Source organism: Spirillospora sp. CA-108201 (assembly GCF_050936235.1).
Taxonomy (GTDB): Bacteria; Actinomycetota; Actinomycetes; order Streptosporangiales; family Streptosporangiaceae; genus Spirillospora.
On sequence record NZ_JBNJNE010000001.1, the window covers coordinates 3,061,883 to 3,083,414 of the forward strand.

Annotated in this window: 24 protein-coding genes and 1 riboswitch; of the genes, 16 read left to right on the top strand and 8 right to left on the bottom strand. The window is 74.3% G+C overall.

Going from position 1 to position 21,532, the window contains the following annotated elements; translation table 11 throughout:
• The first annotated feature begins 15 nt into the window (after positions 1-15).
• Complete coding sequence (locus ACQEU6_RS14905; RefSeq protein ID WP_499332404.1) at positions 16-591, top strand: hypothetical protein; 576 nt, start codon at positions 16-18, stop codon at positions 589-591.
• On the opposite strand, the gene ACQEU6_RS14910 is transcribed toward ACQEU6_RS14905, so the two are convergent.
• The 3 genes from ACQEU6_RS14910 to ACQEU6_RS14920 form a co-directional block, all read right to left on the bottom strand.
• Positions 578-1,765, bottom strand: coding sequence for a CoA transferase (locus tag ACQEU6_RS14910; protein WP_499332405.1), 1,188 nt, complete (start codon positions 1,763-1,765; stop codon positions 578-580). The two genes, ACQEU6_RS14905 and ACQEU6_RS14910, sit on opposite strands and share 14 nt — an antisense overlap.
• A 233-nt stretch (positions 1,766-1,998) precedes the next feature.
• On the bottom strand, positions 1,999-2,502 hold the full coding sequence (locus ACQEU6_RS14915; protein ID WP_499332407.1) for an SAV_6107 family HEPN domain-containing protein: 504 nt from the start codon (positions 2,500-2,502) through the stop codon (positions 1,999-2,001).
• 261 nt (positions 2,503-2,763) lie between these two features.
• Complete coding sequence (locus tag ACQEU6_RS14920; protein ID WP_499332408.1) at positions 2,764-3,552, bottom strand: L,D-transpeptidase family protein; 789 nt, start codon at positions 3,550-3,552, stop codon at positions 2,764-2,766.
• 23 nt (positions 3,553-3,575) lie between these two features.
• On the opposite strand from ACQEU6_RS14920, the gene ACQEU6_RS14925 reads away from it, so the two are divergent.
• From ACQEU6_RS14925 to ACQEU6_RS14945, 5 genes are read left to right on the top strand one after another with little or no spacing between them, the layout of a single operon-like run.
• Positions 3,576-4,040, top strand: a complete 465-nt coding sequence (locus ACQEU6_RS14925; protein WP_499332410.1) for a YbaK/EbsC family protein — start codon at positions 3,576-3,578, stop codon at positions 4,038-4,040.
• 8 nt (positions 4,041-4,048) lie between these two features.
• Positions 4,049-4,399 carry an arsenate reductase family protein gene (locus tag ACQEU6_RS14930; RefSeq protein ID WP_499332412.1) on the top strand — a complete coding sequence of 117 codons (351 nt, stop codon included), beginning with the start codon at positions 4,049-4,051 and terminating at the stop codon, positions 4,397-4,399.
• Positions 4,400-4,454: 55 nt separating this feature from the next.
• Positions 4,455-5,297 carry a hypothetical protein gene (locus tag ACQEU6_RS14935; RefSeq protein ID WP_499332414.1) on the top strand — a complete coding sequence of 281 codons (843 nt, stop codon included), beginning with the start codon at positions 4,455-4,457 and terminating at the stop codon, positions 5,295-5,297.
• Between the two features lie 9 nt (positions 5,298-5,306).
• Positions 5,307-5,639, top strand: a complete 333-nt coding sequence (locus ACQEU6_RS14940) for a hypothetical protein (RefSeq protein WP_499332416.1) — start codon at positions 5,307-5,309, stop codon at positions 5,637-5,639.
• A gap of 10 nt (positions 5,640-5,649) precedes the next feature.
• Positions 5,650-6,252: a GNAT family N-acetyltransferase gene (locus tag ACQEU6_RS14945; RefSeq protein ID WP_499332418.1), complete on the top strand. Its 603-nt coding sequence runs from the start codon at positions 5,650-5,652 to the stop codon at positions 6,250-6,252.
• Here ACQEU6_RS14945 and metF read toward each other — a convergent pair.
• Positions 6,189-7,124, bottom strand: coding sequence for a methylenetetrahydrofolate reductase [NAD(P)H] (gene metF, locus ACQEU6_RS14950; protein ID WP_499332420.1), 936 nt, complete (start codon positions 7,122-7,124; stop codon positions 6,189-6,191). The genes ACQEU6_RS14945 and metF overlap by 64 nt on opposite strands.
• Positions 7,125-7,320: 196 nt before the next feature.
• On the opposite strand from metF, the gene ACQEU6_RS14955 reads away from it, so the two are divergent.
• The 4 genes from ACQEU6_RS14955 to ACQEU6_RS14970 all read left to right on the top strand — a co-directional run bounded on the left by ACQEU6_RS14955 (position 7,321) and on the right by ACQEU6_RS14970 (position 12,327).
• On the top strand, positions 7,321-8,373 hold the full coding sequence (locus ACQEU6_RS14955) for a polyprenyl synthetase family protein (RefSeq protein WP_499332421.1): 1,053 nt from the start codon (positions 7,321-7,323) through the stop codon (positions 8,371-8,373).
• Between the two features lie 77 nt (positions 8,374-8,450).
• Positions 8,451-8,996, top strand: coding sequence for a carboxymuconolactone decarboxylase family protein (locus tag ACQEU6_RS14960; RefSeq protein WP_499332422.1), 546 nt, complete (start codon positions 8,451-8,453; stop codon positions 8,994-8,996).
• Entirely contained in the window at positions 8,993-11,146 is a 2,154-nt protein-coding gene (locus tag ACQEU6_RS14965) for a beta-glucosidase family protein (RefSeq protein WP_499332424.1), read from the top strand. The genes ACQEU6_RS14960 and ACQEU6_RS14965 overlap by 4 nt, the downstream gene beginning before the upstream one ends.
• 92 nt (positions 11,147-11,238) lie before the next feature.
• A complete protein-coding gene (locus ACQEU6_RS14970; protein WP_499332426.1) occupies positions 11,239-12,327 on the top strand; it encodes a serine/threonine-protein kinase in 1,089 nt (362 codons plus the stop codon).
• 49 nt (positions 12,328-12,376) lie between these two features.
• Here ACQEU6_RS14970 and ACQEU6_RS14975 read toward each other — a convergent pair whose 3' ends face one another.
• From ACQEU6_RS14975 to ACQEU6_RS14990, 4 genes are all read right to left on the bottom strand, one after another.
• The gene (locus ACQEU6_RS14975; RefSeq protein WP_499332427.1) at positions 12,377-12,535 is read right to left on the bottom strand and encodes a hypothetical protein; all 159 of its coding nucleotides are present in this window, start codon (positions 12,533-12,535) and stop codon (positions 12,377-12,379) included.
• Between the two features lie 64 nt (positions 12,536-12,599).
• A complete protein-coding gene (gene thiE, locus ACQEU6_RS14980) occupies positions 12,600-13,286 on the bottom strand; it encodes a thiamine phosphate synthase (protein ID WP_499332428.1) in 687 nt (228 codons plus the stop codon).
• A gap of 109 nt (positions 13,287-13,395) precedes the next feature.
• Positions 13,396-13,770: an Rv2175c family DNA-binding protein gene (locus tag ACQEU6_RS14985; protein ID WP_499332430.1), complete on the bottom strand. Its 375-nt coding sequence runs from the start codon at positions 13,768-13,770 to the stop codon at positions 13,396-13,398.
• 58 nt (positions 13,771-13,828) lie between these two features.
• Entirely contained in the window at positions 13,829-15,064 is a 1,236-nt protein-coding gene (locus ACQEU6_RS14990) for an NAD(P)/FAD-dependent oxidoreductase (RefSeq protein ID WP_499332432.1), read from the bottom strand.
• Between the two features lie 104 nt (positions 15,065-15,168).
• Positions 15,169-15,282: riboswitch (TPP riboswitch) on the top strand.
• Here ACQEU6_RS14990 and thiO point away from each other — a divergent pair.
• The 6 genes from thiO (at position 15,272) to ACQEU6_RS15020 (ending at position 21,317) form a co-directional block, all read left to right on the top strand.
• The gene (thiO, locus tag ACQEU6_RS14995) at positions 15,272-16,399 is read left to right on the top strand and encodes a glycine oxidase ThiO (RefSeq protein WP_499332433.1); all 1,128 of its coding nucleotides are present in this window, start codon (positions 15,272-15,274) and stop codon (positions 16,397-16,399) included. It overlaps the preceding riboswitch by 11 nt.
• A complete protein-coding gene (gene thiS, locus ACQEU6_RS15000; RefSeq protein ID WP_499332434.1) occupies positions 16,396-16,596 on the top strand; it encodes a sulfur carrier protein ThiS in 201 nt (66 codons plus the stop codon). The genes thiO and thiS overlap by 4 nt, the downstream gene beginning before the upstream one ends.
• Positions 16,597-16,598: 2 nt before the next feature.
• On the top strand, positions 16,599-17,375 hold the full coding sequence (locus tag ACQEU6_RS15005; protein ID WP_499332436.1) for a thiazole synthase: 777 nt from the start codon (positions 16,599-16,601) through the stop codon (positions 17,373-17,375).
• 136 nt (positions 17,376-17,511) lie between these two features.
• The gene (locus ACQEU6_RS15010; RefSeq protein ID WP_499332438.1) at positions 17,512-18,480 is read left to right on the top strand and encodes a DMT family transporter; all 969 of its coding nucleotides are present in this window, start codon (positions 17,512-17,514) and stop codon (positions 18,478-18,480) included.
• 36 nt (positions 18,481-18,516) lie between these two features.
• Positions 18,517-20,436 (top strand): Stk1 family PASTA domain-containing Ser/Thr kinase, encoded by a 1,920-nt coding sequence (gene pknB, locus ACQEU6_RS15015; RefSeq protein ID WP_499332439.1) that lies wholly within the window; start codon positions 18,517-18,519, stop codon positions 20,434-20,436.
• Positions 20,437-20,456: 20 nt separating this feature from the next.
• On the top strand, positions 20,457-21,317 hold the full coding sequence (locus ACQEU6_RS15020) for a deoxyribonuclease IV (RefSeq protein ID WP_499332441.1): 861 nt from the start codon (positions 20,457-20,459) through the stop codon (positions 21,315-21,317).
• Positions 21,318-21,532: the final 215 nt, after the last annotated feature.

The window sequence follows — 21,532 nt, forward strand, 5'->3', positions numbered from 1 at the left end:
GAGAAGATCATCAACATGACCGTGCTCTCCCCTCCCGCCCCTCCCACGCCCCCGGCGACGCGGCCCGCGCCCCGCTGGGCGCGCCCGGCCGCGCACGCGATCACCCTGCTCGCGCTCCCGTCCGGCGTCTGGCGGCTCGGTCTCGCCCTGGGCTTCCCCCTCGGATACACCGAGGAGGGCTACCGGACCGTCTGCCCGCCCGGATTCTGGGGCCCCGCCTACCTGGTCCTTCTCGCCGTCCTCAGCGAGGGCGCCGCCCTGCTCGCCCTCGGCCTCGTGCGGCCGTGGGGCGAGGCGGCCCCGCGCCGGATCCCGTTCATCGGCGGCCGGACCGTTCCGCCCCTGGCGGCCCTGATTCCCGCGTGGGCGGGCGTCGCCGTCCTCGCCGTGCTGTGGACGCCCCTGGCGGCCTGGTGGAGCATGCCCGCGGACGACATGACCCCGGCCGGCCACACCGCCGTCGGGTTCCTCTACCTCCCTCTCGTGGCCTGGGCTCCGCTCCTCGCCGCCCTCGCCGTCGCCTACCGGCGCCGCCGCCTCGCGATGCCCGTCGTGAGGGTCTCCGCGCCGGCGCGCGTCACCGACCCATGATCGTCCCGTTGCCGCGCAGGGCCTCGACGCGCCCGGACGGCAGGCCGAGGACGTCGCGGAGCACCTCGTCGGTGTGCTCGCCGAGGGCGGGGGCCGGGACCGGGGGCGGGGACGCGTCACCGAGCCGCACGGGCGAGCCCGGGGCCAGGTGCCGGCCCACGCCCGGCTGGTCGAGCGGCGCCATGATCGGCTCGTCCGGCAGTCCGGCGGCCACCTCCGCGAAGTCGCGGTAGCGGGACCAGAGGACGGACGTCCGCTCCAGCCCGTCCGCGACCTCCTCGCAGGTGCGGGAGGCGAACCACGACGCGAGCACGCCCCCGAGCGCCTCGCGGTGGCCGTAGCGGTCGCCGGCGCGGCGGAAGTCGGCGCCCAAGGCGCGTTCCAGGGCCCCGGCCACCTCGCCGAGGCCGGTCGCCTCCACCAGGTCCCGCCAGTGCCGGGCGGTGAGGATCGCGACCATGACCCGCCCGTCGGCCGTGGCGAAGTCGCGCCCGAAGTCGCCGAAGAGGTGGTTGCCCAGGCGCGCCCTGGGCTCCCCGAGCTGCGCCTCCGCGAGGTACCCGAGGTTCCCCGCGGTGGCCAGGGCGACGTCCTGCAACGCGACCTGGATCCGCCGCCCCTCGCCGGTGCGCGACCGGTGCCGTTCCGCCGCCAGCAGCCCGACGGCCGTGTAGAGGCCGCACGCCACGTCCCACGCGGGCAGCGCGTGGTTGACGGGCGCCTCCACGTCCGCGGGCCCCGTGATCGACGGGAAGCCCATGGCGGCGTTCACCGTGTAGTCGACGGCGTTGCCGCCCTCCCGCGTCCCCTGGAGCCGGACGTGGATCAGGTCGGGCCGCGCGGCCCTCAGCTCCTCGTAGGACAGTCCCGGCCGCGGCGGCGCGTTGGTCAGCACGACGCCGCCGTCCGCGGCGAGCGCGGCGACCAGCTCGCGGCCCTCGGGCGAGCGCAGGTCGACGGCGACCGACCGCTTGCCCTTGTTCAGCCCGGCCCAGTACAGGCTCCGCCCGGACGGCGCGAGCGGCCACCGGTCGATGTCGGGCCCGCCGCCGATCTGGTCCACGCGGATGACGTCCGCGCCGAGCTGCGCCAGGGTCATCCCGCCCAGCGGCGCCGCGACGAAGCTGGACAGCTCGATGACGCGCATCCCGTCCAGCGGCAGTAGGTCGGTCATCCGGCCATGTCTACCAACCGCCCTCCCCCGCGCGGGCCCCGGGGCGAGACCGCGCCGGAGGGGCCGGCTCGGGGGGATGCGGCCCCTCCGGCGGGGTCGGTTCGGCCGCCGGAGGCGGGGCGCCTCCCCCCATGGCGGGACGGCGCCCCCGGCCTCCGGCGGTGGCCGGCCCGGGGAGGGGGACGGCCTCCGGGGTGGCTCGGCCTTCTCGGGAGCTCGGCCTTCTCGGGTGCTCAGCCGGCCTCGGGGACGGGGAGCGTGGGCTGCCCGTCGACGCCGAGGGTGTCCTCGACGAGGGTGACGAAGACCTCGGCGTCGTGCAGGAGCTCCTCCGCCTCGCGCGGGGTGACGGCGCGCGGCAGCCCCGCCTCGGCGGCGGCGCGCTTGTCGGCGCCGGCGGCGAAGAAGGCGGCCCACTCGCGCAGCGCGGGCTCGGCCTCGGGCAGCAGCACCCACACGCTGCGCGGACGGCCGCGGCGGTGGGTCTCCAGAGGCTCCCGGGACGCCAGGACGGCGGCCGCCGCGCGCAGCGCCGCCAGGTGGGCGCACACGTAGCGGACGGCGGGCGAGGTGGCCTCGGCCGCCTCGGCGAGGCCCATGCGGGCGGCGTGCAGCTGCCCGACGGCCGTGTGCGCCGGGCGCGGCGCAGGCATCGGGCGGTGGCGTGGGCGAGGACTGGGGGACGGGACGGACTGGGCTGCGGAGTGGACCCCGCGTGCGGTCATCGTTCCGGACATGTCTGCCTCCTTCCGGGGCTCGGGCCGGCCGGGCGGAGAGCTTCCCCTCTCTCCGCCCGGCCGTCCGTCCCGCCGAAACACCGCGATCGGCGGGGACGTCGCCCTGGCGCGGGCCGCGAGTCCCGCACCACATCGAACATAAGTTCGACGCGCTTCACAGTAAACCGCCCTGACGGCGATTCGTCAACGTGTTCGAACACGTGTCGTACACCGCAGGTCAGCGGGCTTGACAGCGACTCGAAGGCGGCTCCCGCGGGGACGCTAGCGGGGGCGCCTGACGTGCACGGGGACGCCCGTGCCGACGAGGCCCGGGAAGTACTCCGCGATGTGCATCGGCATGCGGACGCAGCCGTGCGAGGCGGGCTGCATGGGCACGTCCAGGGCTCCGTGGAAGGCGATGCCGCCGTTGAAGTAGATGGGGTTGTAGAGCTGCCCCAGCGGCGAGGTCTCCCAGCCGGAGGCGCGGCGTCCCGTCTGGAAGTCGCCCGTCCCGGTCGTGGCGTAGCGGCAGCGCGCGACGGTGGCGCCCCGGTCCTTGGCGCAGTAGTACTCCCCCGAACCCGACGACACGTGCGTGATGAGCCGCGGGCGGCCGTCCTTGTAGAGGACGAGGTACTGGCGCTTCAGATCCACGTCGACGCGGTTCTTCTCGCGTTTCTTGGCCACTGGCCGAGGCTCCTTGGGCGCGTCCAGGGCCTTCCAGAACGAAGAGGAAGGGGTGCTCTTCTGCTTGAGGCGGTTCACCGCCTGGAACGCCCACACTGCCGTCTGCGTGGACGGTCCGTACTTCCCGTCCGCCTTTCCGGGGTCGTAGTGCAGTTCCTTCAGGCGCCGCTGGAGCGCCTCGACGTCGGGCCCCTTGGCACCCGGTTTCAGCTTTCGGTGCGTGGGGCTCGGTTCGGGCGTCGCCGGCGCCTTGGACGGCGTCCCCTCCGGCGACTCCTTCGACGGGGCGGGAGCCGCCGCCCCGATGTCGTTGCAGCCCGTCAGGACGACGGCCGCGACCAGCAGAACCGCGCTCTTCCGCACGTCGATCGCTCTCCCTCGCATGCGCTGACCTTAAAGTTCTACCCATGCATCCGAATGCCGAAATCGTCGCGAAGGCTCTGCTCGACCTTGGCGCGACCGGAGCCGTCGTCGAGCTGCCCGACTCCGCGAGGACGGCGCAGGCCGCCGCCGAGCAGCTGGGCTGCGAGGTCGGCGCGATCGCCAACAGCCTGGTGTTCGACGCCGACGGGTCTCCGCTGCTGGTGATGACCAGCGGCGCGCACCGCGTCGACACGGTGAAGATCGCGGCCCTGGTGGGCGCGGCGAAGGTGCGGCGGGCGTCGCCGGAGTTCGTCCGGGAGGCCACCGGTCAGCCGATCGGGGGCGTCGCGCCGGTCGGCCATCCCGAGGCGATCCGCACGCTGGTGGACGTCTGGCTGGACAGGTACGACAAGGTGTGGGCGGCGGGCGGGCACCCGCACACCGTCTTCCCGACGTCGTACGACGAACTGCTGAGGATCACCGGGGGAACCCCGGCAGAGGTGGAGTGAGGGGAAGCATGGAGCTCTGGCACAACCCGCGCTGCTCGAAGAGCCGCGCCGCCAAGGCCGCGCTGGACGAGGCGGGCGTGGAGTACACCGAGCGCCGTTATCTGGACAGGCCGCCCACGGCGCGGGAGCTGGACGAGGTCCTCGCCCGGATCGGCGCCGAGCCGTGGGACGTGGCGCGGCTGAACGAGCCGGTCGCCGAGGAGCTCGGGCTCAAGGACCTCGAACGCGACCGGGCCCGCTGGATCGAGGTCATGGTGGCGAACCCGGTGCTGATCCAGCGCCCGATCGTCGTGGCGGACGAAAGCGCCGTCGTGGCGCGCGATGCCGAATCGGTGCGCAAGGCCCTCGACAGCCAGTGACACCGGTGTGATTCTGGGGAGTCGGGAACGGCGAGGCGTGAGCACCGGAGGGGTGATGGCGACGCAGATGCGGACGGGTCCGGCGGCGCGCGACCCGGAGTTCCGGGGGATCGACCCGCCGGCGCTCAACCAGGTCATCAGGCAGCTCCAGGACGCGCAGAACGCGATCCAGGGGTGGCTGAACGGCCACCGCCCGCCGCCCGGCGTCTCCGCGGCCGGCTACCGGCAGGCCGACGAGGTGGCGCGGTGGGCCGCCGAGCAGCTCGGGATGCTGACGCGCCGGTACAACTTCGCGGTCACCCATCCCTCCCCCGGCGGAGGCATCGACACGCCGCCGGCGCCCACCCCGGCCCCGGCGCCGAGCAGGACCGGGGGCCACCCGGCGGGGACGCCGCGCCCGGTGAAGGCGCCGCCGCAGCCGACCCCGCCCGCGAAGGCGGCGCCGCAGCCGACCCCGCACGGCGCCGGTGACCTCGGCGCCTTCCCCGACCGGCCCGCGGCCGCACGGGCCGCCCGGGCCGACGCGCTGGCCATAGCGGCGTCCGTCCAGCACGGCCGGCCCGTCCCGGACCCGGTGTGGCGGCACCTGAAGGCCAATGCCGGCGACCCCGACTACACCGAGAAGCTGTACGAGCGCCTCGGCCCGGAGGGCGCCGCCGGCCTGCTGGAGGCCGCCCAGGGGGACAAGGCGAGGCCGGCGGCCGTGCGGCAGTCCCTCGGCACGTCCAGCCACCATCTGACGATGGACGTGACGTGGCTGCGCGCCTTCCTGGCGGAGGCCGACCGCGCCGGAATCCGGCCCGTCGCCGTCCAGGTGCTCCTCGGGGCCGACATGAGCGCCCGCACGCGCGAGGCCGTCGCCAGGCTCGACCTGCACCCGTCCACCGCCACCGCCTGAGAGGTCGCCATGGCCGCTCCTCCGCCTCCCGGCAGCCTGCCCCCGCCGATCACGGGGGCCGCGTCGGCCCGGCTGTCGCCCGCCGAGCAGCCCAATCCGGAGTACCAGCAGCTCTACCAGGCGTACGCCGACGCCTACGGCGGCATCGACCGGCTACGCCAGGCGCTGGACGGGCCCGTGAAGACGCTCGGCGGGACGGACGCGTGGCTCGGCCCGGAGGCGCGCGAGTGGGCCGGGCAGCTCGACACCAACCGCGGGACGCTGCGGAAGGCCGCCGACCGGATCCTCTGGGACATCTACGATCGGCTTTCCGCGACCCAGCGGACCATCACGCGGGTCTAGTCTCTGTCGGGTGAGGGACCCGAAGCTGCGCGAGATCGACGAACGCGCCTTCCTACGCAGGCTGAGCCCCATGCTGGACGTGTACGCGGCCGCGATGGAACCGCCGAACGAGCAGCTCCCTGGCCGGCACACCATCATGGAGCGGCATTCCTCGTACCCGGGGTTCCGCGCGTTCGTGGTCGAGCGGCGCGGCGCGCTGCCGGTCATTCCTGGGCAAGCCCAGGGGTTCGCGTACGGATTCCATGGTGCGCGCGGCCAGTGGTGGCACGACGTCGTCCACCAGGCGCTGTCCGACCGGGAGGGGCCCGAGCACGCCGACTCGTGGCTGGAGGACGCCTTCGAGGTCGCCGAGTTGCACGTCCACCCGCAGTCGCAGGGCAGGGGCCTCGGCCGGGCGCTGCTCAGCGCGCTGTGCGCGGGGCGGCCGGAGGGCACCGTCGTGCTGTCGACGCTCGACAGGCGGCCGGACACCCCGGCGCGCACCCTCTACCGGTCGGTCGGCATGGTCGACCTGCTGACCGACTTCGAGTTCCCGGGCGGCGGGCCCCGCTACGCGGTGATGGGAGGAACGCTGCCCCTGGCGCCGTACCCGGCGCCCTCCAGCAGGGAGTAGACCTCGCGCGTCGCCGTCGACTGGTTGAACGTGATGAAGTGGATCCCCGGCGCGCCCTGGTCGAGCAGCTCGCAGCACAGTTCGGCGGCGTGCTCGATGCCGAGCCGGCGGACGGCCTCCGGGTCGGAGGCGACGGCCTCGAAGCGGGCCCTGACCTCGGGCGGGAACGGCGCGCCCGACAGCTGCTCGGACCGCTCGATCGTGCTGAGCCGGGTGACCGGCATGATGCCGGGCAGGATCGGCACGTCGCAGCCGGCGGCGTCGACGCGGTCGCGCAGCCGGAAGTAGTCGTCGGCGCGGAAGAACATCTGGGTGATCGCGTAGTCGGCGCCGGCCCGGCACTTGTCCACGAAGTGGCGGGTGTCGCTCTCGACGTCGCGCGAGCGCGGGTGCTTGTACGGGAAGGCGGCGACGCCGACGCTGAAGTCGCCGTAGGAGCGGATCATCCGGACCAGCTCGGCGGCGTACTCGACGCCGTCCGGGTGCTTGACCCACTCCCCCATCGGGTCGCCGGGCGGGTCGCCGCGCAGCGCCAGGACGTTGCGGACGCCGGCGGCGGCGAACCGGCCGATCAGGTTGCGCAGCTCGGCCTGGGAGTGGTTCACGGCGGTGAAGTGCGCGACCGGCGTGAGGGTGGTGTCGGTGGCGATGCGCTCGACGATGTCGACGGTCGTGTCGCGTGTTCCGCCGCCCGCGCCGTAGGTGACCGAGACGAACGTCGGGTGCAGGGACTCCAGCTCGCGGATCGTACGCCACAGGTTCCGCGCGCCCTTGTCGGTCTTGGGCGGGAAGAACTCGAACGAGAACGAGCGTTCGCCCGAGGCGAGCAGTTCTCGGACGGTGGGGGGCCTGTCAGGGCGTACGCGTCGCATCCACCAAGCCTACAGAAGCGCCGCTTCAGCGGATCGGGCCGATCGCGCACGGAGAGCCGCGGAGGGACGCGACCGCGCGCCGATACGCGTGATGCTCGCCACACCGAGCGTGTGTTATGTCCTTTTTTCTGACGATCTAGTGACATCTCACGCCTGTGATGCCGGGGAGAAGCGCCCAGGTGGATACGATCTCGGCATGTCGACCATCCGGATCCGCAAGGAGGTCGACGAGGCGCTGCTGGCCTTCGTCGACCGCCGGCGCCCCGCGCTGCGCGCCATCAGCGAGGACCTCGCTCCGCTGCTGTCGGCCCTGGACGCCCTGCTCGGCGGCGGGAAGCGGCTGCGTCCCGCCTTCTGCTACTGGGGGTGGCGCGCCGCGGGCGGCGAGGACGGACCCGGCATCGTGGCCGCCGCGGCGTCCCTGGAGCTGCTCCAGGCGAGCGCGCTGATCCACGACGACGTGATGGACTCCAGCGACACCCGGCGCGGCCAGCCGTCCGCCCACCGGCGGTTCGAGGCGCTGCACCGCGCGCAGGGGTGGCCGGGCGACGCGGAGTCCTTCGGCGGCGGCGCCGCCATCCTGCTCGGCGACCTGTGCCTGGCCTGGTCGGGCGAGATGTTCGAGACCTCCGGGCTGGACGGGGCGAGCAGGGTGCGCGGCCGGGAGGTCTACGACCTGATGCGCACCGAGGTCATGTGCGGCCAGTACCTCGACATGCTGGAGGGGACGCGCCGCCAGGCGAACGTCGCCACGGCGCTGCGCGTGGTGGAGTACAAGAGCGCCAAGTACACGATCGAGCGCCCGCTGCACCTCGGCGCGGCGCTGGCCGGCGCCCGCCCCGACGTGGCGGCCGCGCTCACCGGCTACGGCCTGCCGCTCGGCATCGCCTTCCAGCTCCGCGACGACGTGCTCGGCGTCTTCGGCGACCCGGCCGAGACCGGCAAGCCCGCAGGGGACGACCTGCGCGAGGGCAAGCGGACCGTCCTGGTCGCGCTCACTTTGGAACGTGCCTCCGCGGCCCAGGCGGCGGCGCTGGAGCGCCGCCTCGGCGACCCGGCGCTGGACCGCCCCGGCGTGGACGAGCTGCGCGCCGTCATCGAGGAGACCGGGGGCCTCGACGCGTGCGAGGCCATGATCGAGCGCTACCTGCGCGAGGCGGAGCGGGCGCTGGAGACGGCCCCGATCACCGACGGCGCCCGGGAGGCGCTGGCGGAGCTCGCGGTGGCCGCCACCACGCGCAGCACCTGAGCCCCCCGTGACACGATTCGGCCAAGTTTTCCCGGCGGTCTAGAACTCTCCCACTGATCGGTGGCAGAAATGTCGCCATGTGCGCCGACACCCCAGGAGACCGCGTCCCGCGCTTCGCCCCGCTCCCGGAGGAGGAGTGGGACGACGTGGTCCGGGCCGTGACCGACACGATCGGGCCCCTGAACGTCATCACCACGCTCGCCCGGCATCCGGAGCTGTTCCGGTCGTGGATCGGGTTCGGCTCGATGCTGCTGATGAACGGGACGCTGGGCGCCCGCGACCGCGAGCTGGCGATCCTGCGCACCGCGCACCACCGGTCCTGCGCGTACGAGTGGGACCACCACCGGCGGGTGGGGCTGGACGCGGGGCTCACCGAGGACGAGATCGACGCCCTGCGGAAGGACCCGGACGGGCACGGCTGGAGCGGCGACGACCGCATGGTCCTGGCCGCCGCGGACGAGTTGCACGCGAACGGCACGATCAGCGACGCGACGTGGACGGAGCTGGCCGCGCGCTTCGGGGAGCACCAGCTGATCGAGCTCGTGATGCTGATCGGCCACTACCACATGGTCGCCTTCGCGCTGAACGCCCTGCGGGTCCAGAACGAGGACGGCGGCCGGTGAGGCCGGGGCGCGGGCTGCCGGCGGCGCTCGCGGTCGCCTCCGCCCTCGCGCTGACGACGGCGCTGACCGCGGCGTCCGCTCCGGGCGAGGCGCGGGCGGCGGGCGGGCGCTGCGGCGCCCCGGCCCAGCGGCCGTGGTGCGACGCCGCGCTGTCACCCGACCGGCGGGCGGCGCTGCTGCTGGCGCGGATGACCGGGGACGAGAAGATCTCGATGCTGGCGTCGGACGATCCGCTCGGCGGGCCGCTCGGCGGCCTCTCCGAGAACGCGCACGCCGACACCGCCGACGGGATCGACCGGCTCGGCGTCCCGCCGGTCCGCATGGCCGACGGCCCCGCCGGCGTCCGCCAGGGCAGGGCGACGGCGCTGCCCGCGCCGATCGCGCTCGCGGCGGCCTTCGACCCGGAGGCCGCCCGGCTGTACGGCGGGACGGTCGCCTGGGAGGCCAGGCACCGGGGCAACGACCTGGTCTTCGGCCCGACCGTGGACGTCCTGCGCACGCCCCGCAACGGCCGGACGTTCGAGGGCCTCGGCGAGGACCCCTACCTGTCGGCGACGCTCGGCGTGCCGTGGATCCAGGGCGCGCAGGCGCAGGGCGTGATGACCTCCGTCAAGCACATGGCCGTCTACACGCAGGAGACCGACCGGCTGTCGCTCGGCATGAACGTCGACCCGCGCACGCTCCGCGAGATCTACCTGCCGCCGTTCGAGGCCGCGGTGAAGGACGCGGGCGCCGCGACGGTGATGTGCGGGTTCGGCAAGCTGAACGGCCGGTGGGCCTGCCAGGACGGCGCCGTCCTCAACGGGATCCTGCGGTCGGAGTGGGGGTTCACGGGGTTCGTCCCGTCCGACCACACCGCCGTGCAGGACGCCGCCGGCGCCGCGGCCGGCGGACTGGACATGGAACTGCCCTTCGGCATGAAGTACAACGCGTTCCTGCTGCGGCTGGCCGTCGCGCAGAAGAAGGTCACGCAGGCCGCCGTCGACGCGCACGTGCGCAACATCCTGCGGACGATGTTCAGGTTCGGGGTGTTCGACCGGCAGGCGTACCCCAACGACCTCAGCCGCGCCGACCGGACGGCCGGCCGGAACGCCGCCCGGGCCATCGAGGAGGGCGGGATCACGCTGCTGAAGAACGACGGCGTCCTCCCGCTCCGGGCCCCGGGGTCGATCGCGCTGATCGGGCGGGCCGCGCGGCAGAGCCCGAGCGGCTTCGGCTCGGCGAAGGTCGTCCCGTTCGCGACCGTGAGCGCGCAGGACGGCGTCGCGCGCCGCGCGGGTCCCGGGACCAGGGTGACCTACCACGACGGCGACGACCGCGGAGGCGCCGCGGCGGCGGCCCGCGCCGCCGACCTCGCCGTAGTGTTCGCGACCGACAGCCAGGGCGAGTTCTTCGACAAGTCGTGCCTGACACTGCGATGCGGGGAGCCGCTCAGAGGCGACCAGGACGGGCTCATCTCCGAGGTCGCCAGGGCCAACCCCAACACGGTCGTCGTGCTGAACACGGGCGGACCCGTGCTGACGCCCTGGGCCGGGCAGGTGAGGGGCATCGTCGAAGCCTGGTACCCGGGTCAGGAGGCAGGGGACGCCTTGGCCCGCGTCCTGTACGGGGACGTGGACCCCGGCGGGCGGCTTCCGGTGACGTTCCCCGTCAACGAGAACGACGCCCCCGCGTCCGGGAACCCGGCGCAATACCCCGGCCTCGGCAAGAACACCACGTTCTCCGAAGGCGTCATGGTCGGCTACCGGCACTACGACGCGAAGGGCATCACGCCCAGGTTCCCGTTCGGGCACGGCCTGTCCTACACCACGTTCGCCTACAGCGGGCTGGTCGCGACGTCCAAGTCCGTGCAGGTGACCGTCACCAACACGGGCCGTCGCGCCGGCGTCGCCGTGCCGCAGCTCTACATCGGCATGCCGTCGCCGGGCGCGGAGGTCCCGCAGCCTCCCAGGCAGCTCAAGGGGTACGCCAAGGCCGCCCTCGCGCCCGGGCAGAGCGCGAGGGTGACGTTCCCGCTGTCGTCGCGCTCGCTCGCCTACTGGAACGAGCGGGCGAAGGCGTGGAAGGTCGCCGCCGGCTGCTACAAGATCATGGTGGGCGAGTCGTCGCGGCGGATCGTCGGCTCCGCGGCGCTCGGGACGTGCCGCTGACGGAGAAGATCGCGGTTCCCCTGCCCTACTCGCCGGTTACGAGGTACAAAGGGGGAGATCTTCGTCCGCCCCCGCCGAGTCGGAGTCCCCCAGTGCCGCACGACACCTCCCGCGGGAGGACGGATCCCCATCCCCCGCGTTCCTCTTCCAGCCGCCCCGGCCGCGCCGCCCGCGCCGGCCAGCCCCACGGCGCGCACGCCGGCCGCCCGGCCAAGGCGCACCCCGGGCCGGGCCGCGTGCCCGTCCGGCCCGCGCACGGCCGCGACCACCGGTGCGGCGCCCCGCTCGGCCCCGACGACCCGCGCGGCCTCGGCGGCTACACGCTGGTCGGGCGGCTCGGCGAGGGCGGACAGGGCGTCGTCTACCTCGGCCGGGACGGCGACGGCGAGTTCGTCACCGTCAAGCTGCTGCGCGGCGGCATGGCGGCCGGGCAGCGGGCGCGCAGCCGCTTCGCCAAGGAGGCGGACGCGGCCCTGCTGGTCTCGGGGCGGCACACCGCGCGCGTGCTGGACGCCGACATGACCGGCGACCGCCCCTACATCGTCAGCGAGTTCGTCGAGGGGCCCTCGCTCCAGGACGTCGTCGCCGACCGCGGCCCGCTCACCCCGCCGCAGCTCCGCAAGCTCGCGCTGCGGACCGCCGCCGCGCTGGCGGCGATCCACCGCGCCGGGATCGTGCACCGCGACTTCAAGCCCGGCAACGTGCTGCTCGGCCCGGACGGCGCCAAGGTCATCGACTTCGGCATCGCCCGCACCGCCGACGCGACCCCGCTGACCACGGGCCCGGTCGGCACGCCCGCCTACATGGCGCCCGAGCAGATCGAGGACGAGCCGGTCGGGCCCCCCGCCGACGTGTTCGCGTGGGGCGCCTCGATGGCGTTCGCCGCGACGGGCCGCCCGCCGTTCGGCACCGGGCCGAGCGCCGCAGTCATGCGGCGCGTGACGTCCCGCAAGCCCGACCTCGGCGACATGGAGGGCCCGCTGGGCGACCTCGCGGCGCGCTGCCTGGACAAGAACCCCGCCGCGCGCCCGACCGCGCCGCAGATCGTCCGGGCGCTGCGCGAGGGCCAGGCGCCGGCGCCGAAGCCGCGCCCGACGCGGATCCCGCGCTACCGGTGGCGGATGATGGTCGCGCTCGGCGCCGTCGTGGCCGCCGGGTTCCTCCTCGGTGTCCTGTCCTGACGCTGCGTCCTGTCCTGACGCTGCGTCCTGCCCTGACCCGGACGGCCGCTCACCAGTGCGGGGGGCGGTCCTCCAGCAGGCGCGCGTCGTCGTCGCCCGTGCGCCACTCGCCCCATCCGGCGTCGGTGTCGTCGGACGTCTGGTCCGGCAGGACGTCCATGTCGTCGTCCAGGACGACCTCGCGGTCGTCGTCGGGTCCCACGCTCATGATCCCCATTGTCGGCGACCGGGCCGCGGCCCGCACCGTGATCCGCGTCAAACCGCGCCGCGCGTCAGGCGGCGCCGAGCGGCCGCGCGGCCAGGCGGCGCGCGAACAGGGCCGCGGCGGCGCCCGGGTCGTCGGCCTCGGTGATCGCCCGGACCACCACGACGCGCTCCGCGCCCGCGGCGAGGACCTCGTCGAGGGTGCCGAGGTCGATGCCGCCGATCGCGAACCACGGCCGCGCGACGCGCTGCGCCGCGACGTACTCCAGCAGCTTGGGGCCGGGGGCGGCGCGGCCGGGCTTGGTCGGCGTGGGCCACACCGGGCCCGCGCAGAAGTAGTCGGCGCCGGGCTCGGCGGCCGCCGCCGACGCCTGCTCGCCCGAGTGCGTCGACCGGCCGATCAGCATGTCGCCGCCGACGATCGCGCGGGCGGCGGGCACCGGCAGGTCGTCCTGGCCGAGGTGCAGGACGTCCGCGCCGACCGCGTGCGCGATGTCGGCCCGGTCGTTGACGGCCAGCAGCGCCCCGTGCCGCTCGCACGCCGCCCGGAACACCTCCAGGTGGGCCGTCTCCTGCCGGGCCTCCAGGCCCTTCTGGCGGAGCTGGACGATGTCGACCCCGTTCGCGAGCACCGCGTCCAGGAAGGCCGCCAGGTCTCCCTGGCGCTCCCGCGCGTCCGTGCAGAGGTAGAGGCGGGCGCGGCTCAGCCGGGCGCGCAGCGCCACGGCGCGCTCGGTGGGGAGGTGCCTGGACACGGCCGGGGAACGTCCTTTCCAGAGATGACCACGGAGTCGCGCGCGCGGGTGACCCGCCGCGCGCGACTCCGCGATCGTGTCACGTGCGTCGTACTCCGCCGGCGGCGGGCTAGAAGGCGAGCGCCTGGGCGCGGCGGCGGACCTCGGTCCCCCGGTTCTCGGTGAGCGCGTCCACCGGCGTCCCCGGCAGGGTGTCGTCGGCCGTGAACAGCCACCGGATCGTCTCGGCGTCGTCGAAGCCGGCGTCCGACAGGAGCGTCAGCGTGCCGGGGAGCCCCTTGATGACCTGGCCGTCCTTGATGAAGGCCGCGGGCACCATCGGCTCCCCGCCCCGGCGCACCGCGAGGATGCGGTGCTCGTGGATGAGCTGCTTGATCCGGTTGGGCTTGATCCCGAGTCTCTCGGCGGTCTCCCGGAGGGAGAGCCACTCGCCGGCCAGGGCGTCGGTGCGGGGGTCCAGTGCGCTGTCAACGGTTGCGTGCATCTGCGTCACGCCCCCTTGCTACCACGCCTTCGGAAGACTCAAACCCGCTGCACAGCCGTTACGCCCTCTCCGATCGCTCTGCGCGAACAGCCTGCCGGACGGGCACGTCCGGATCGGCGATCATCTCCGGGTCCACCGGCGTCCCCGCGGCGATCACGCGCCTCGCCTGCACCAGGTCGCGGGGCCGGTCGACGGTGAGGATCGCGTCGAGGCGGTCGCCGGTCAGCCACGCCGCCGCCCACTTGCGGCCGGACGGGTCGCCCCGGCGCACGAGCCGCTCGGACGCCGAGTGGTCGCCCGCGTACTGGACCATGCGACCGAACTGCTCCGACCAGAAGTACGGGGCGGCGTCGTACTCGGCGTCCCCGCCGAGGAGCGTCGCGGCGGCGACCTCGGGCGCGTTCAGCGCGGTGTCCCAGTGCTCGACGAGGAGCCGCCGCCCGTAGCGGCGCGACCACCAGGCGGCGCAGTCGCCGACCGCCACGACGTCGGGGCGCCGCGCCCCCGCGTCCTCCTCGCCCATGTAGGTCCGGAACGAGCCGTCGGTGACGACGCCGCGCTCCAGCAGCAGCCCGGAGCCCTCCAGCCACGACAGGACGGGCCGGACCCCGACGCCGACGACCACCTCGTCGGCCTCGACGCGGCCGCCCCCGGCGAGGGCGAGACCGCCGTCGCGCACCTCCGCGACCTTGATCCCGGTCCGCAGCCCGACGCCGGCCTCGGTGTACCAGGGGGCGGTGAGCGCGCCGACCTCGGGCCCGATCGCGCCCGCCAGCGGGGTGTCGGCGGCCTCCACGACGGTGACCTCGCATCCGCGGCGGGCCGCGGCGGTGGCGACCTCGGCGCCGATCCAGCCCGCCCCGACGATCACGATGCGGGCGCCCGCGGTGAGCCGGGCGCGCAGATCGCGGGCGTCGTCGACGGTGCGCAGCACGTGCTGGCGGCCCTCCCCCGGCAGCGTGATCGGAGCCGCGCCGGTCGCGATGACGAGCCCGTCGAAGGGCAGGTCGCCCGCCGTGGACGCCACCGTCCCGCCGCGTCCGGGCTCGTCCAGCCGCAGGCCGGTGGCGCGCTCGCCGAGCAGCAGTTCGCAGCGCAGCGCGTCCCAGTCGGCGTCGACGGTCGTGTCGTCGGACTCGCCCGCGAGGACGGCCTTCGACAGCGGCGGCCGGTCGTAGGGCCGGTGCCGCTCCGCCGACACGAGGGTCAGCGCGCCCTCGTACCCCTTGCTCCGCAGGGCCTCCACGGCGCGCACGCCGGCCAGCCCGCCGCCCACGACGATGACCCTCTCCATGGGGTCACCCTAACGGGCGGCGATCCAGGGGTGGACAGGTGTCCAGGCAGTTGCCCGGTTCGCCGAGGTCGTAAGGTGGGGGCGGGAGAACGGCACAGCAGAACAGCACAGAGCGCGGGAGTCCGGTGCGACCGGGCTGAGAGGGCGGCTGAACGGGCCGCCGACCGCCACGACCTGATCCGGATCATGCCGGCGAAGGGAGCGCGCATGCAGATCGTCATCATCGGCGCCGGGGTGGTCGGCCTGGCCACCGCCTGGCGCACCGCCGCCGGCGGCGCCGCCGTCACCCTCGTCGACCCCGCGCCCGCGTCCGGGGCCTCCTCCGTCGCGGCGGGCATGCTCACCCCGGTCAGCGAGCTGACCTACGGCGAGGAGCCGCTGCTGCGGCTCGGCCTCGCCTCCCGCGACCGGTACGGCGCGTTCGTCGCCGAACTGGAGGAGCTGACCGGGCTGGAGACCGGCTACCGCACCGACGGGATCATCGAGGTCGCCTTCGACTCCGACGACCTGCGGCACCTGGACGACCTGCGCCGATTCCAGGAGGACCTGGGCATCCCCGCCGAGGCGCTCACCGGCCGCGAGTGCCGGCGGCTGGAGCCGATGCTCGCGCCCGGCGTGCGCGGCGGCCTGCTCGCCCCCGAGGACGGCTCGGTCGACCCCCGCAGGCTCGCCCCGGCGCTGCTGGCGGCGTGCGAGCGGCTGGGGGTCCGGCTCGTCCGGCGCCGGGCCGAGCGCGTCGTCGTCGAGAACGACGCCGCCGCCGGCGTGGGACTGGACGACGGCACCGTGATCCGCGCGGACCGGGTGCTGCTGGCGGCCGGGCCGTGGTCGGGCGACCTCGGCGGCCTGCCCCCCGGGACCGTTCCACCCGTCCGCCCGGTCAAGGGCCAGGTGATCCGGCTGCGCACCCGCACGCCCTTCCTGCGGCGCTCGACCCGCGGCCTCGTCCGGGGCTCGTCGGTCTACCTGGTGCCGCGCGCGGACGGGGAGATCGTCCTCGGCGCCACGCAGGAGGAGCTGGGCTTCGACACGCGCGTCACCGCGGGCGGGCTGTGGGAGCTGCTGCGCGACGCCCGCGAGCTGCTGCCGGGCATCACCGAGCTGGAGTTCGCCGAGGTCACCGCCGGGCTGCGGCCCGGCTCCCCCGACAACGCGCCGGTGATGGGGCCGACCGCGCTGCCCGGGCTGCTCGTCGGCACCGGGCACTTCCGCAACGGCATCCTGCTCACGCCGGTGAGCGCCGACATCCTGTCCGCGATGCTGCTGGACGGGCCCGTCCCCGAGGTCGCCGGGCCGTTCGCCCCCGACCGCTTCTCCCCCGAGGTGAGCGCATGAAGGTGATCGTCAACGGTGAGCCGCGCGAGCTGCCCGACGGCGCGAGCGTGGCCGAGGTCGTCGCGTCCGTCACGGCCGCCGCGACGGGCGTGGCGGCGGCGCTGAACGACGAGGTCGTCCGGCGCTCGGCGTGGGCGACCACGCCCCTGCGGGACGCCGACCGCATCGAAGTGCTGACCGCGGTCCAGGGAGGCTGAGGATGAACGACACCGACGGGCTGGTCATCGCGGGCGAGGAGCTGGGCTCGCGGCTGATCATGGGAACGGGCGGGGCGCCCAGCATGGCGGTGCTGCGCGAGGCGCTGACCGCGTCCGGGACGGCGCTCACCACGGTCGCGATGCGCCGGGTGGACCCGTCCGCGCGCGGCTCGGTGCTGGACGTGCTGACCGAGTGCGGCATCCGTGTGCTGCCGAACACCGCCGGCTGCTTCACCGCGGGCGAGGCCGTCCTGACGGCCAAGCTCGCCCGGGAGGCGCTCGGGACGAACTGGGTCAAGCTGGAGGTGATCGCCGACGAGCGCACGCTGCTGCCCGACCCCATCGAACTGGTCGAGGCCGCCGAGCAGCTCGTCGACGACGGCTTCGTCGTCCTGCCCTACACCAGCGACGACCCGGTCCTCGCGCACCGGCTGGAGCGGATCGGCTGCGCGGCCGTGATGCCGCTCGGCTCCCCGATCGGGTCGGGGCTCGGCATCCGCAACCCGCACAACATCGAGCTGATCGTCGAGCGCGCGGACGTCCCGGTGATCCTGGACGCGGGTCTCGGCACGGCGTCCGACGCGGCCCTGGCCATGGAGCTCGGCTGCGACGCCGTGCTCCTCGCGACCGCCGTCACCCGCGCGCAGTCCCCGGCCCGGATGGCCGCCGCGATGCGGCACGCGGTGGAGGGCGGCCGGCTCGCGCGGCTCGCCGGGCGCATCCCGAAGCGCCGCCACGCCCAGGCGTCGTCCCCGTTCGACGGGCTCGCGACCTCGTAGCGACGCTAAAGATCCGTCTGAAGAAATAGTCGCTGGACCTGCAAAGTCACCCGCCACCAGACTGGGCCGTACCGGGGCGCGACCCCACAGATCGCTTCGGTGTTGATGGAAGCGTCCCCTCCCTAAGGTGCGTGACATGCAGCAGGACGAAGGCGCGCGCGCCGGCAGGCTCGCGGTGGCGGCGGCGACGGTCACGGTGGTGTTCTGGGCCTCGGCCTTCGTCGCCATCCGCAGCGCGGGCGCCGACTACGGCCCCGGAGCCCTCGCCCTCGGCCGCCTCCTTTCCGGGACGGTCGTGCTGGGGACGCTCTGGCTCATCCGGGGCGAGGGCCTGCCGCCCAGGGCCGCCTGGCCCGGCATCGCCACCGCCGGCGTCCTGTGGTTCGGCGCCTACATGGTCGCGCTGAACTGGGGCGAGCAGCTGGTGGACGCGGGCACCGCCGCCCTCGTCGTCAACATCGGGCCGATCCTCATCGCGCTCCTCGGCGGCTGGCTGCTGAAGGAGGGCCTGTCGTCCCGGCTGATGCTCGGCATGGCCGTGTCGTTCGCCGGCGCCGCCGTCGTCGGGCTGTCGATGTCCGGCGACGGCCGCTCCTCCGTCGGCGGGGTGCTGCTCTGCCTGGCCGCCGCCGTCACCTACGCGGCGGGCGTCGTCGCCCAGAAGCCCGCGCTGAGGCACGCGTCGGCGCTGCAGTTCACCACGTTCGCCTGCGCGATCGGCGCGCTCGCCTGCCTGCCGTTCTCCGGGCAGCTCGTCTCGCAGGCCGCGGACGCCTCGGCGGGCGCCACCCTCAACATGGTCTATCTGGGCGTCTTCCCGACCGCGGTCGCCTTCACGACCTGGGGGTACGCCCTCGCCCGCACGACCGCGGGGAAGATGGGCGCCACCACCTACGCCGCGCCCGCCCTCGTGGTGGGGATGTCGTGGCTGTTCCTCGACGAGGTCCCCGGCCTGGTCACCCTCTGCGGCGGGCTGCTGTGCCTCACCGGCGTGGCCGTCTCCCGCAGCACGCGGACGCTGCGCCGCCGCGTCCCGCCCGTCACTCCCGAACCGGGCGCCCCGGACTCACCCTCCGGGCTCATCGATGCTCATACTCACGACTGATGAGATCCATGCGGATTCGCCCGTAAACTCGCACCGATGGACACGACGGTTGCAGACCCACTCGTCGGGCGCGTGCTCGACGGGCGCTACCGCATTGAGTCCCGCATCGCGCGCGGCGGCATGGCCACGGTCTACCTCGCGCGCGACCTCAGGCTCGACCGCGTCATCGCGATCAAGGTGATGCACGCCGGACTCGCCTCCGACGAGGACTTCGTCGCCCGCTTCATCGGCGAGGCCAAGGCCGCCGCGGCGCTGTCCCACCCGAACGTCGTCGCCGTCTACGACCAGCGCACCGACGGCGAGCACGTCTTCCTGGTGATGGAGTACGTCGCCGGCCGCACCCTGCGCGACGCGCTGAACTCGCTCGGGCGGCTCGGCCCCCGCGCCGCGTTGGAGATCATGCAGCCGGTGCTGGCCGCGCTCGGCGCCGCGCACCGGGCCGGGCTCGTGCACCGCGACGTCAAGCCCGAGAACGTGCTGATCACCGAGGACGGCCAGGTCAAGGTCGCCGACTTCGGCCTCGCGCGGGCCGAGACCGCCAGCAAGATGACCAAGACCGGCATGATCATCGGAACGGTCGGCTACCTGGCGCCCGAGCAGGTGCTGTCCGGCAACGCCGACGTCCGCTCCGACGTCTACGCCGCCGGGATCATGCTGTTCGAGCTGATGACCGGACGGCTGCCGCACCAGGGCGACACGCCCCTCGCCGTCGCCTACAAGCACGTGAACGAGACGGTGCCTCCGCCGTCCAGCGTCGTCCCCGGCATCCCCCCGCAGGTGGACGCCCTGGTCACCGACGCCACGAGCCACGAGCCTCCGCGCCGCCCGCAGGACGCGAACCAGTACCTGGCCGAGGTCGCCGAGGCGTTCGGCGGCCTGCCCCGCGACTTCGACCGCCGCGTCGAGGAGTCGTCCCGCAACGCGACGAGCGTCATGGAGGCCCTGCCCGCCCACGGCCGCACCGCCGTCATGGACGCCGAGACCCTGGCGCCCCGGTACGCCCGCCCCACGAAGACCGACCGCGCCCTCGGGGCGCTGACCGGCCGCTACGTCCTGATCGCCATCGGCCTGGTCGCGGCGGTCATCCTCGGCTGGGCCGTCTGGTACCAGACGTCCGGCCAGTACGAGCACGTCCCGTCCTCGATCATCGGGATGAAGGTCGCCGACGCCCGCGACCAGCTGGAGTCCGACGGCCTGGACGTGCGCACCGCCAAGGCGGTCTACAGCGACCGCGTCCACAAGGGCGGCGTCGCCAAGTCCGACCCGGCCGCCGGGGCCCGCGTCGCCAAGGGCCAGACGGTCACCCTCACGCCCTCCCGGGGCATCACGCCCCGCGAGGTCCCCGACGTCGGAGGCAAGTCCCTCGCCGACGCCAAGAAGACCCTGGAGGACAAGGGCTTCACCGTCGGCCGGACGAGCACCACCCCCTCGCAGACCGTCTCCAAGGGCGACGTCATCAGCACCGACCCGGACGCCGGCGAGAAGCAGTCCCCCGACGTGCCGGTCGCGATCGTCGTCTCCACGGGCATGTCGATGCCCGGCCTCGTCGGCCAGAACGGCGACGCGGCGGCCAACCAGCTGCGCTCGATGGGCCTGGACGTGACCGTCAAGAAGAAGCAGGTCGACGGCAAGGACCCCGACACGGTGATCGAGCAGGACCCGTCGGAGGGCACCGGCGTCTCCCGCGGCGACAAGGTCACCATCGTCGTCAACAAGCGCGACTGCATCGTCGACGCGGGCCCCTTCCAGTTCGGCTGCGACGACGGCGACGGCAACCAGAACGTCCCCGTCCCCGACCTGACCGGCCGGCGCGTCAACGACGCCAAGAAGGCCCTGGAGGACTCCGGCTTCCAGGTGAACGTGACGGGCTTCGGCGGCAACGTCGTCCGCTTCCAGTCGCCCAACAGCGGCGAGGCCCCGCGCGGCTCCACCGTCACGATCGTCCGGGGCCCCTGACCGGCTAGTCTGAACGCGCCATGACCTCACCCATCAATCGCGTACCCGTCAGCCCCGTAGGGGCGCACGTCCCCGTGGCCGGCGGCCTCGCCACCGGCGGCCTGAAGTACGCCGCCGAGATCGGCGCCGAGGCCGTCCAGGTCTTCGTCTCCAACCCCCGCGGCTGGGCCCTGCCCGAGGGGAGGCCCGCCGAGGACGCCAAGCTCCGCGACGAGGACCTCCCCGTCTACGTCCACGCCCCGTACCTGGTGAACCTCGGCTCCCCCACCCCGGAGACGCTCGACAAGTCCCTCGCGGCCGTCCGCCACTCCCTGACCCGGGGCCGCGCCATCGGCGCCCGCGGCGTCGTCGTCCACACCGGCTCCGCCGTCACCCGGACCTACGACGAGGCCATGGCCCAGGTCCGCGAGCACGTCCTGCCGCTCCTCGACGAGATCCCCGAGGACGGCCCCGACCTGCTCCTGGAGCCCATGGCGGGCCAGAACAACATGCTCTGCGCCAAGGTCCAGGACCTGGCCCCGTTCTTCGAGCGCCTCGACCACCACCCGAAGCTCGGCGTCTGCTTCGACACCTGCCACGCCTTCGCCGCCGGCCACGACCTGGCCGCCCCGGGCGGCGTCAAGGACACCCTCGACGCCCTGGTCGCCGCCGTGGGCGAGGGCCGCCTGAAGCTGGTCCACGCCAACGACTCCAAGGACGCCTGCGCCTCCGCCAAGGACCGCCACGAGAACATAGGCGCCGGCCAGATAGGCGAGCCCCCTTTCGCCGACCTCTTCCGCCACCCCGCCACGGCCGGCATCCCCTTCATCATCGAAACCCCAGGCCGAGCCCCCGCCCCCCACGCCAAAGACATAGAAACCCTGAAACGCCTCCGCGGTTGAGCCAGAGCGCCACCCCTGCCTCCCCGCGACAGGGCCCACACCCCGAAGGCAGTTTCAAGCGGCGAGAACCTGCCCTTCGGGCGCGAAGCGAGCCGCAAGGCGAGCCGAAGCGAACCGGCCACAGCCACGGTGCTCCACGATGAAGGGCCCTCAGAGCCCGAAAGAAGAGCACCGCAAGAGGCCCAGCCCAGAACACTCACCCGCACCCACTACTG

What these genes read in the sequence shown, in the direction of transcription:
- metF (WP_499332420.1), bottom strand. Translation starts at nt 7,124, where the DNA reads ATGCGACGCGTACGCCCTGACAGGCCCCCCACCGTCCGAGAACTGCTC.
- ACQEU6_RS14960 (WP_499332422.1), top strand. Translation starts at nt 8,451, where the DNA reads ATGTGCGCCGACACCCCAGGAGACCGCGTCCCGCGCTTCGCCCCGCTC.
- ACQEU6_RS14930 (WP_499332412.1), top strand. Translation starts at nt 4,049, where the DNA reads ATGGAGCTCTGGCACAACCCGCGCTGCTCGAAGAGCCGCGCCGCCAAG.
- ACQEU6_RS15010 (WP_499332438.1), top strand. Translation starts at nt 17,512, where the DNA reads ATGCAGCAGGACGAAGGCGCGCGCGCCGGCAGGCTCGCGGTGGCGGCG.
- ACQEU6_RS14975 (WP_499332427.1), bottom strand. Translation starts at nt 12,535, where the DNA reads ATGAGCGTGGGACCCGACGACGACCGCGAGGTCGTCCTGGACGACGAC.
- ACQEU6_RS14905 (WP_499332404.1), top strand. Translation starts at nt 16, where the DNA reads ATGACCGTGCTCTCCCCTCCCGCCCCTCCCACGCCCCCGGCGACGCGG.
- ACQEU6_RS14915 (WP_499332407.1), bottom strand. Translation starts at nt 2,502, where the DNA reads ATGTCCGGAACGATGACCGCACGCGGGGTCCACTCCGCAGCCCAGTCC.
- thiS (WP_499332434.1), top strand. Translation starts at nt 16,396, where the DNA reads ATGAAGGTGATCGTCAACGGTGAGCCGCGCGAGCTGCCCGACGGCGCG.
- pknB (WP_499332439.1), top strand. Translation starts at nt 18,517, where the DNA reads ATGGACACGACGGTTGCAGACCCACTCGTCGGGCGCGTGCTCGACGGG.
- ACQEU6_RS14955 (WP_499332421.1), top strand. Translation starts at nt 7,321, where the DNA reads ATGTCGACCATCCGGATCCGCAAGGAGGTCGACGAGGCGCTGCTGGCC.
- ACQEU6_RS14985 (WP_499332430.1), bottom strand. Translation starts at nt 13,770, where the DNA reads ATGCACGCAACCGTTGACAGCGCACTGGACCCCCGCACCGACGCCCTG.
- ACQEU6_RS14920 (WP_499332408.1), bottom strand. Translation starts at nt 3,552, where the DNA reads ATGCGAGGGAGAGCGATCGACGTGCGGAAGAGCGCGGTTCTGCTGGTC.
- thiO (WP_499332433.1), top strand. Translation starts at nt 15,272, where the DNA reads ATGCAGATCGTCATCATCGGCGCCGGGGTGGTCGGCCTGGCCACCGCC.
- ACQEU6_RS14910 (WP_499332405.1), bottom strand. Translation starts at nt 1,765, where the DNA reads ATGACCGACCTACTGCCGCTGGACGGGATGCGCGTCATCGAGCTGTCC.
- ACQEU6_RS14990 (WP_499332432.1), bottom strand. Translation starts at nt 15,064, where the DNA reads ATGGAGAGGGTCATCGTCGTGGGCGGCGGGCTGGCCGGCGTGCGCGCC.
- ACQEU6_RS14935 (WP_499332414.1), top strand. Translation starts at nt 4,455, where the DNA reads ATGGCGACGCAGATGCGGACGGGTCCGGCGGCGCGCGACCCGGAGTTC.
- ACQEU6_RS14925 (WP_499332410.1), top strand. Translation starts at nt 3,576, where the DNA reads ATGCATCCGAATGCCGAAATCGTCGCGAAGGCTCTGCTCGACCTTGGC.
- ACQEU6_RS15020 (WP_499332441.1), top strand. Translation starts at nt 20,457, where the DNA reads ATGACCTCACCCATCAATCGCGTACCCGTCAGCCCCGTAGGGGCGCAC.
- ACQEU6_RS14940 (WP_499332416.1), top strand. Translation starts at nt 5,307, where the DNA reads ATGGCCGCTCCTCCGCCTCCCGGCAGCCTGCCCCCGCCGATCACGGGG.
- ACQEU6_RS15005 (WP_499332436.1), top strand. Translation starts at nt 16,599, where the DNA reads ATGAACGACACCGACGGGCTGGTCATCGCGGGCGAGGAGCTGGGCTCG.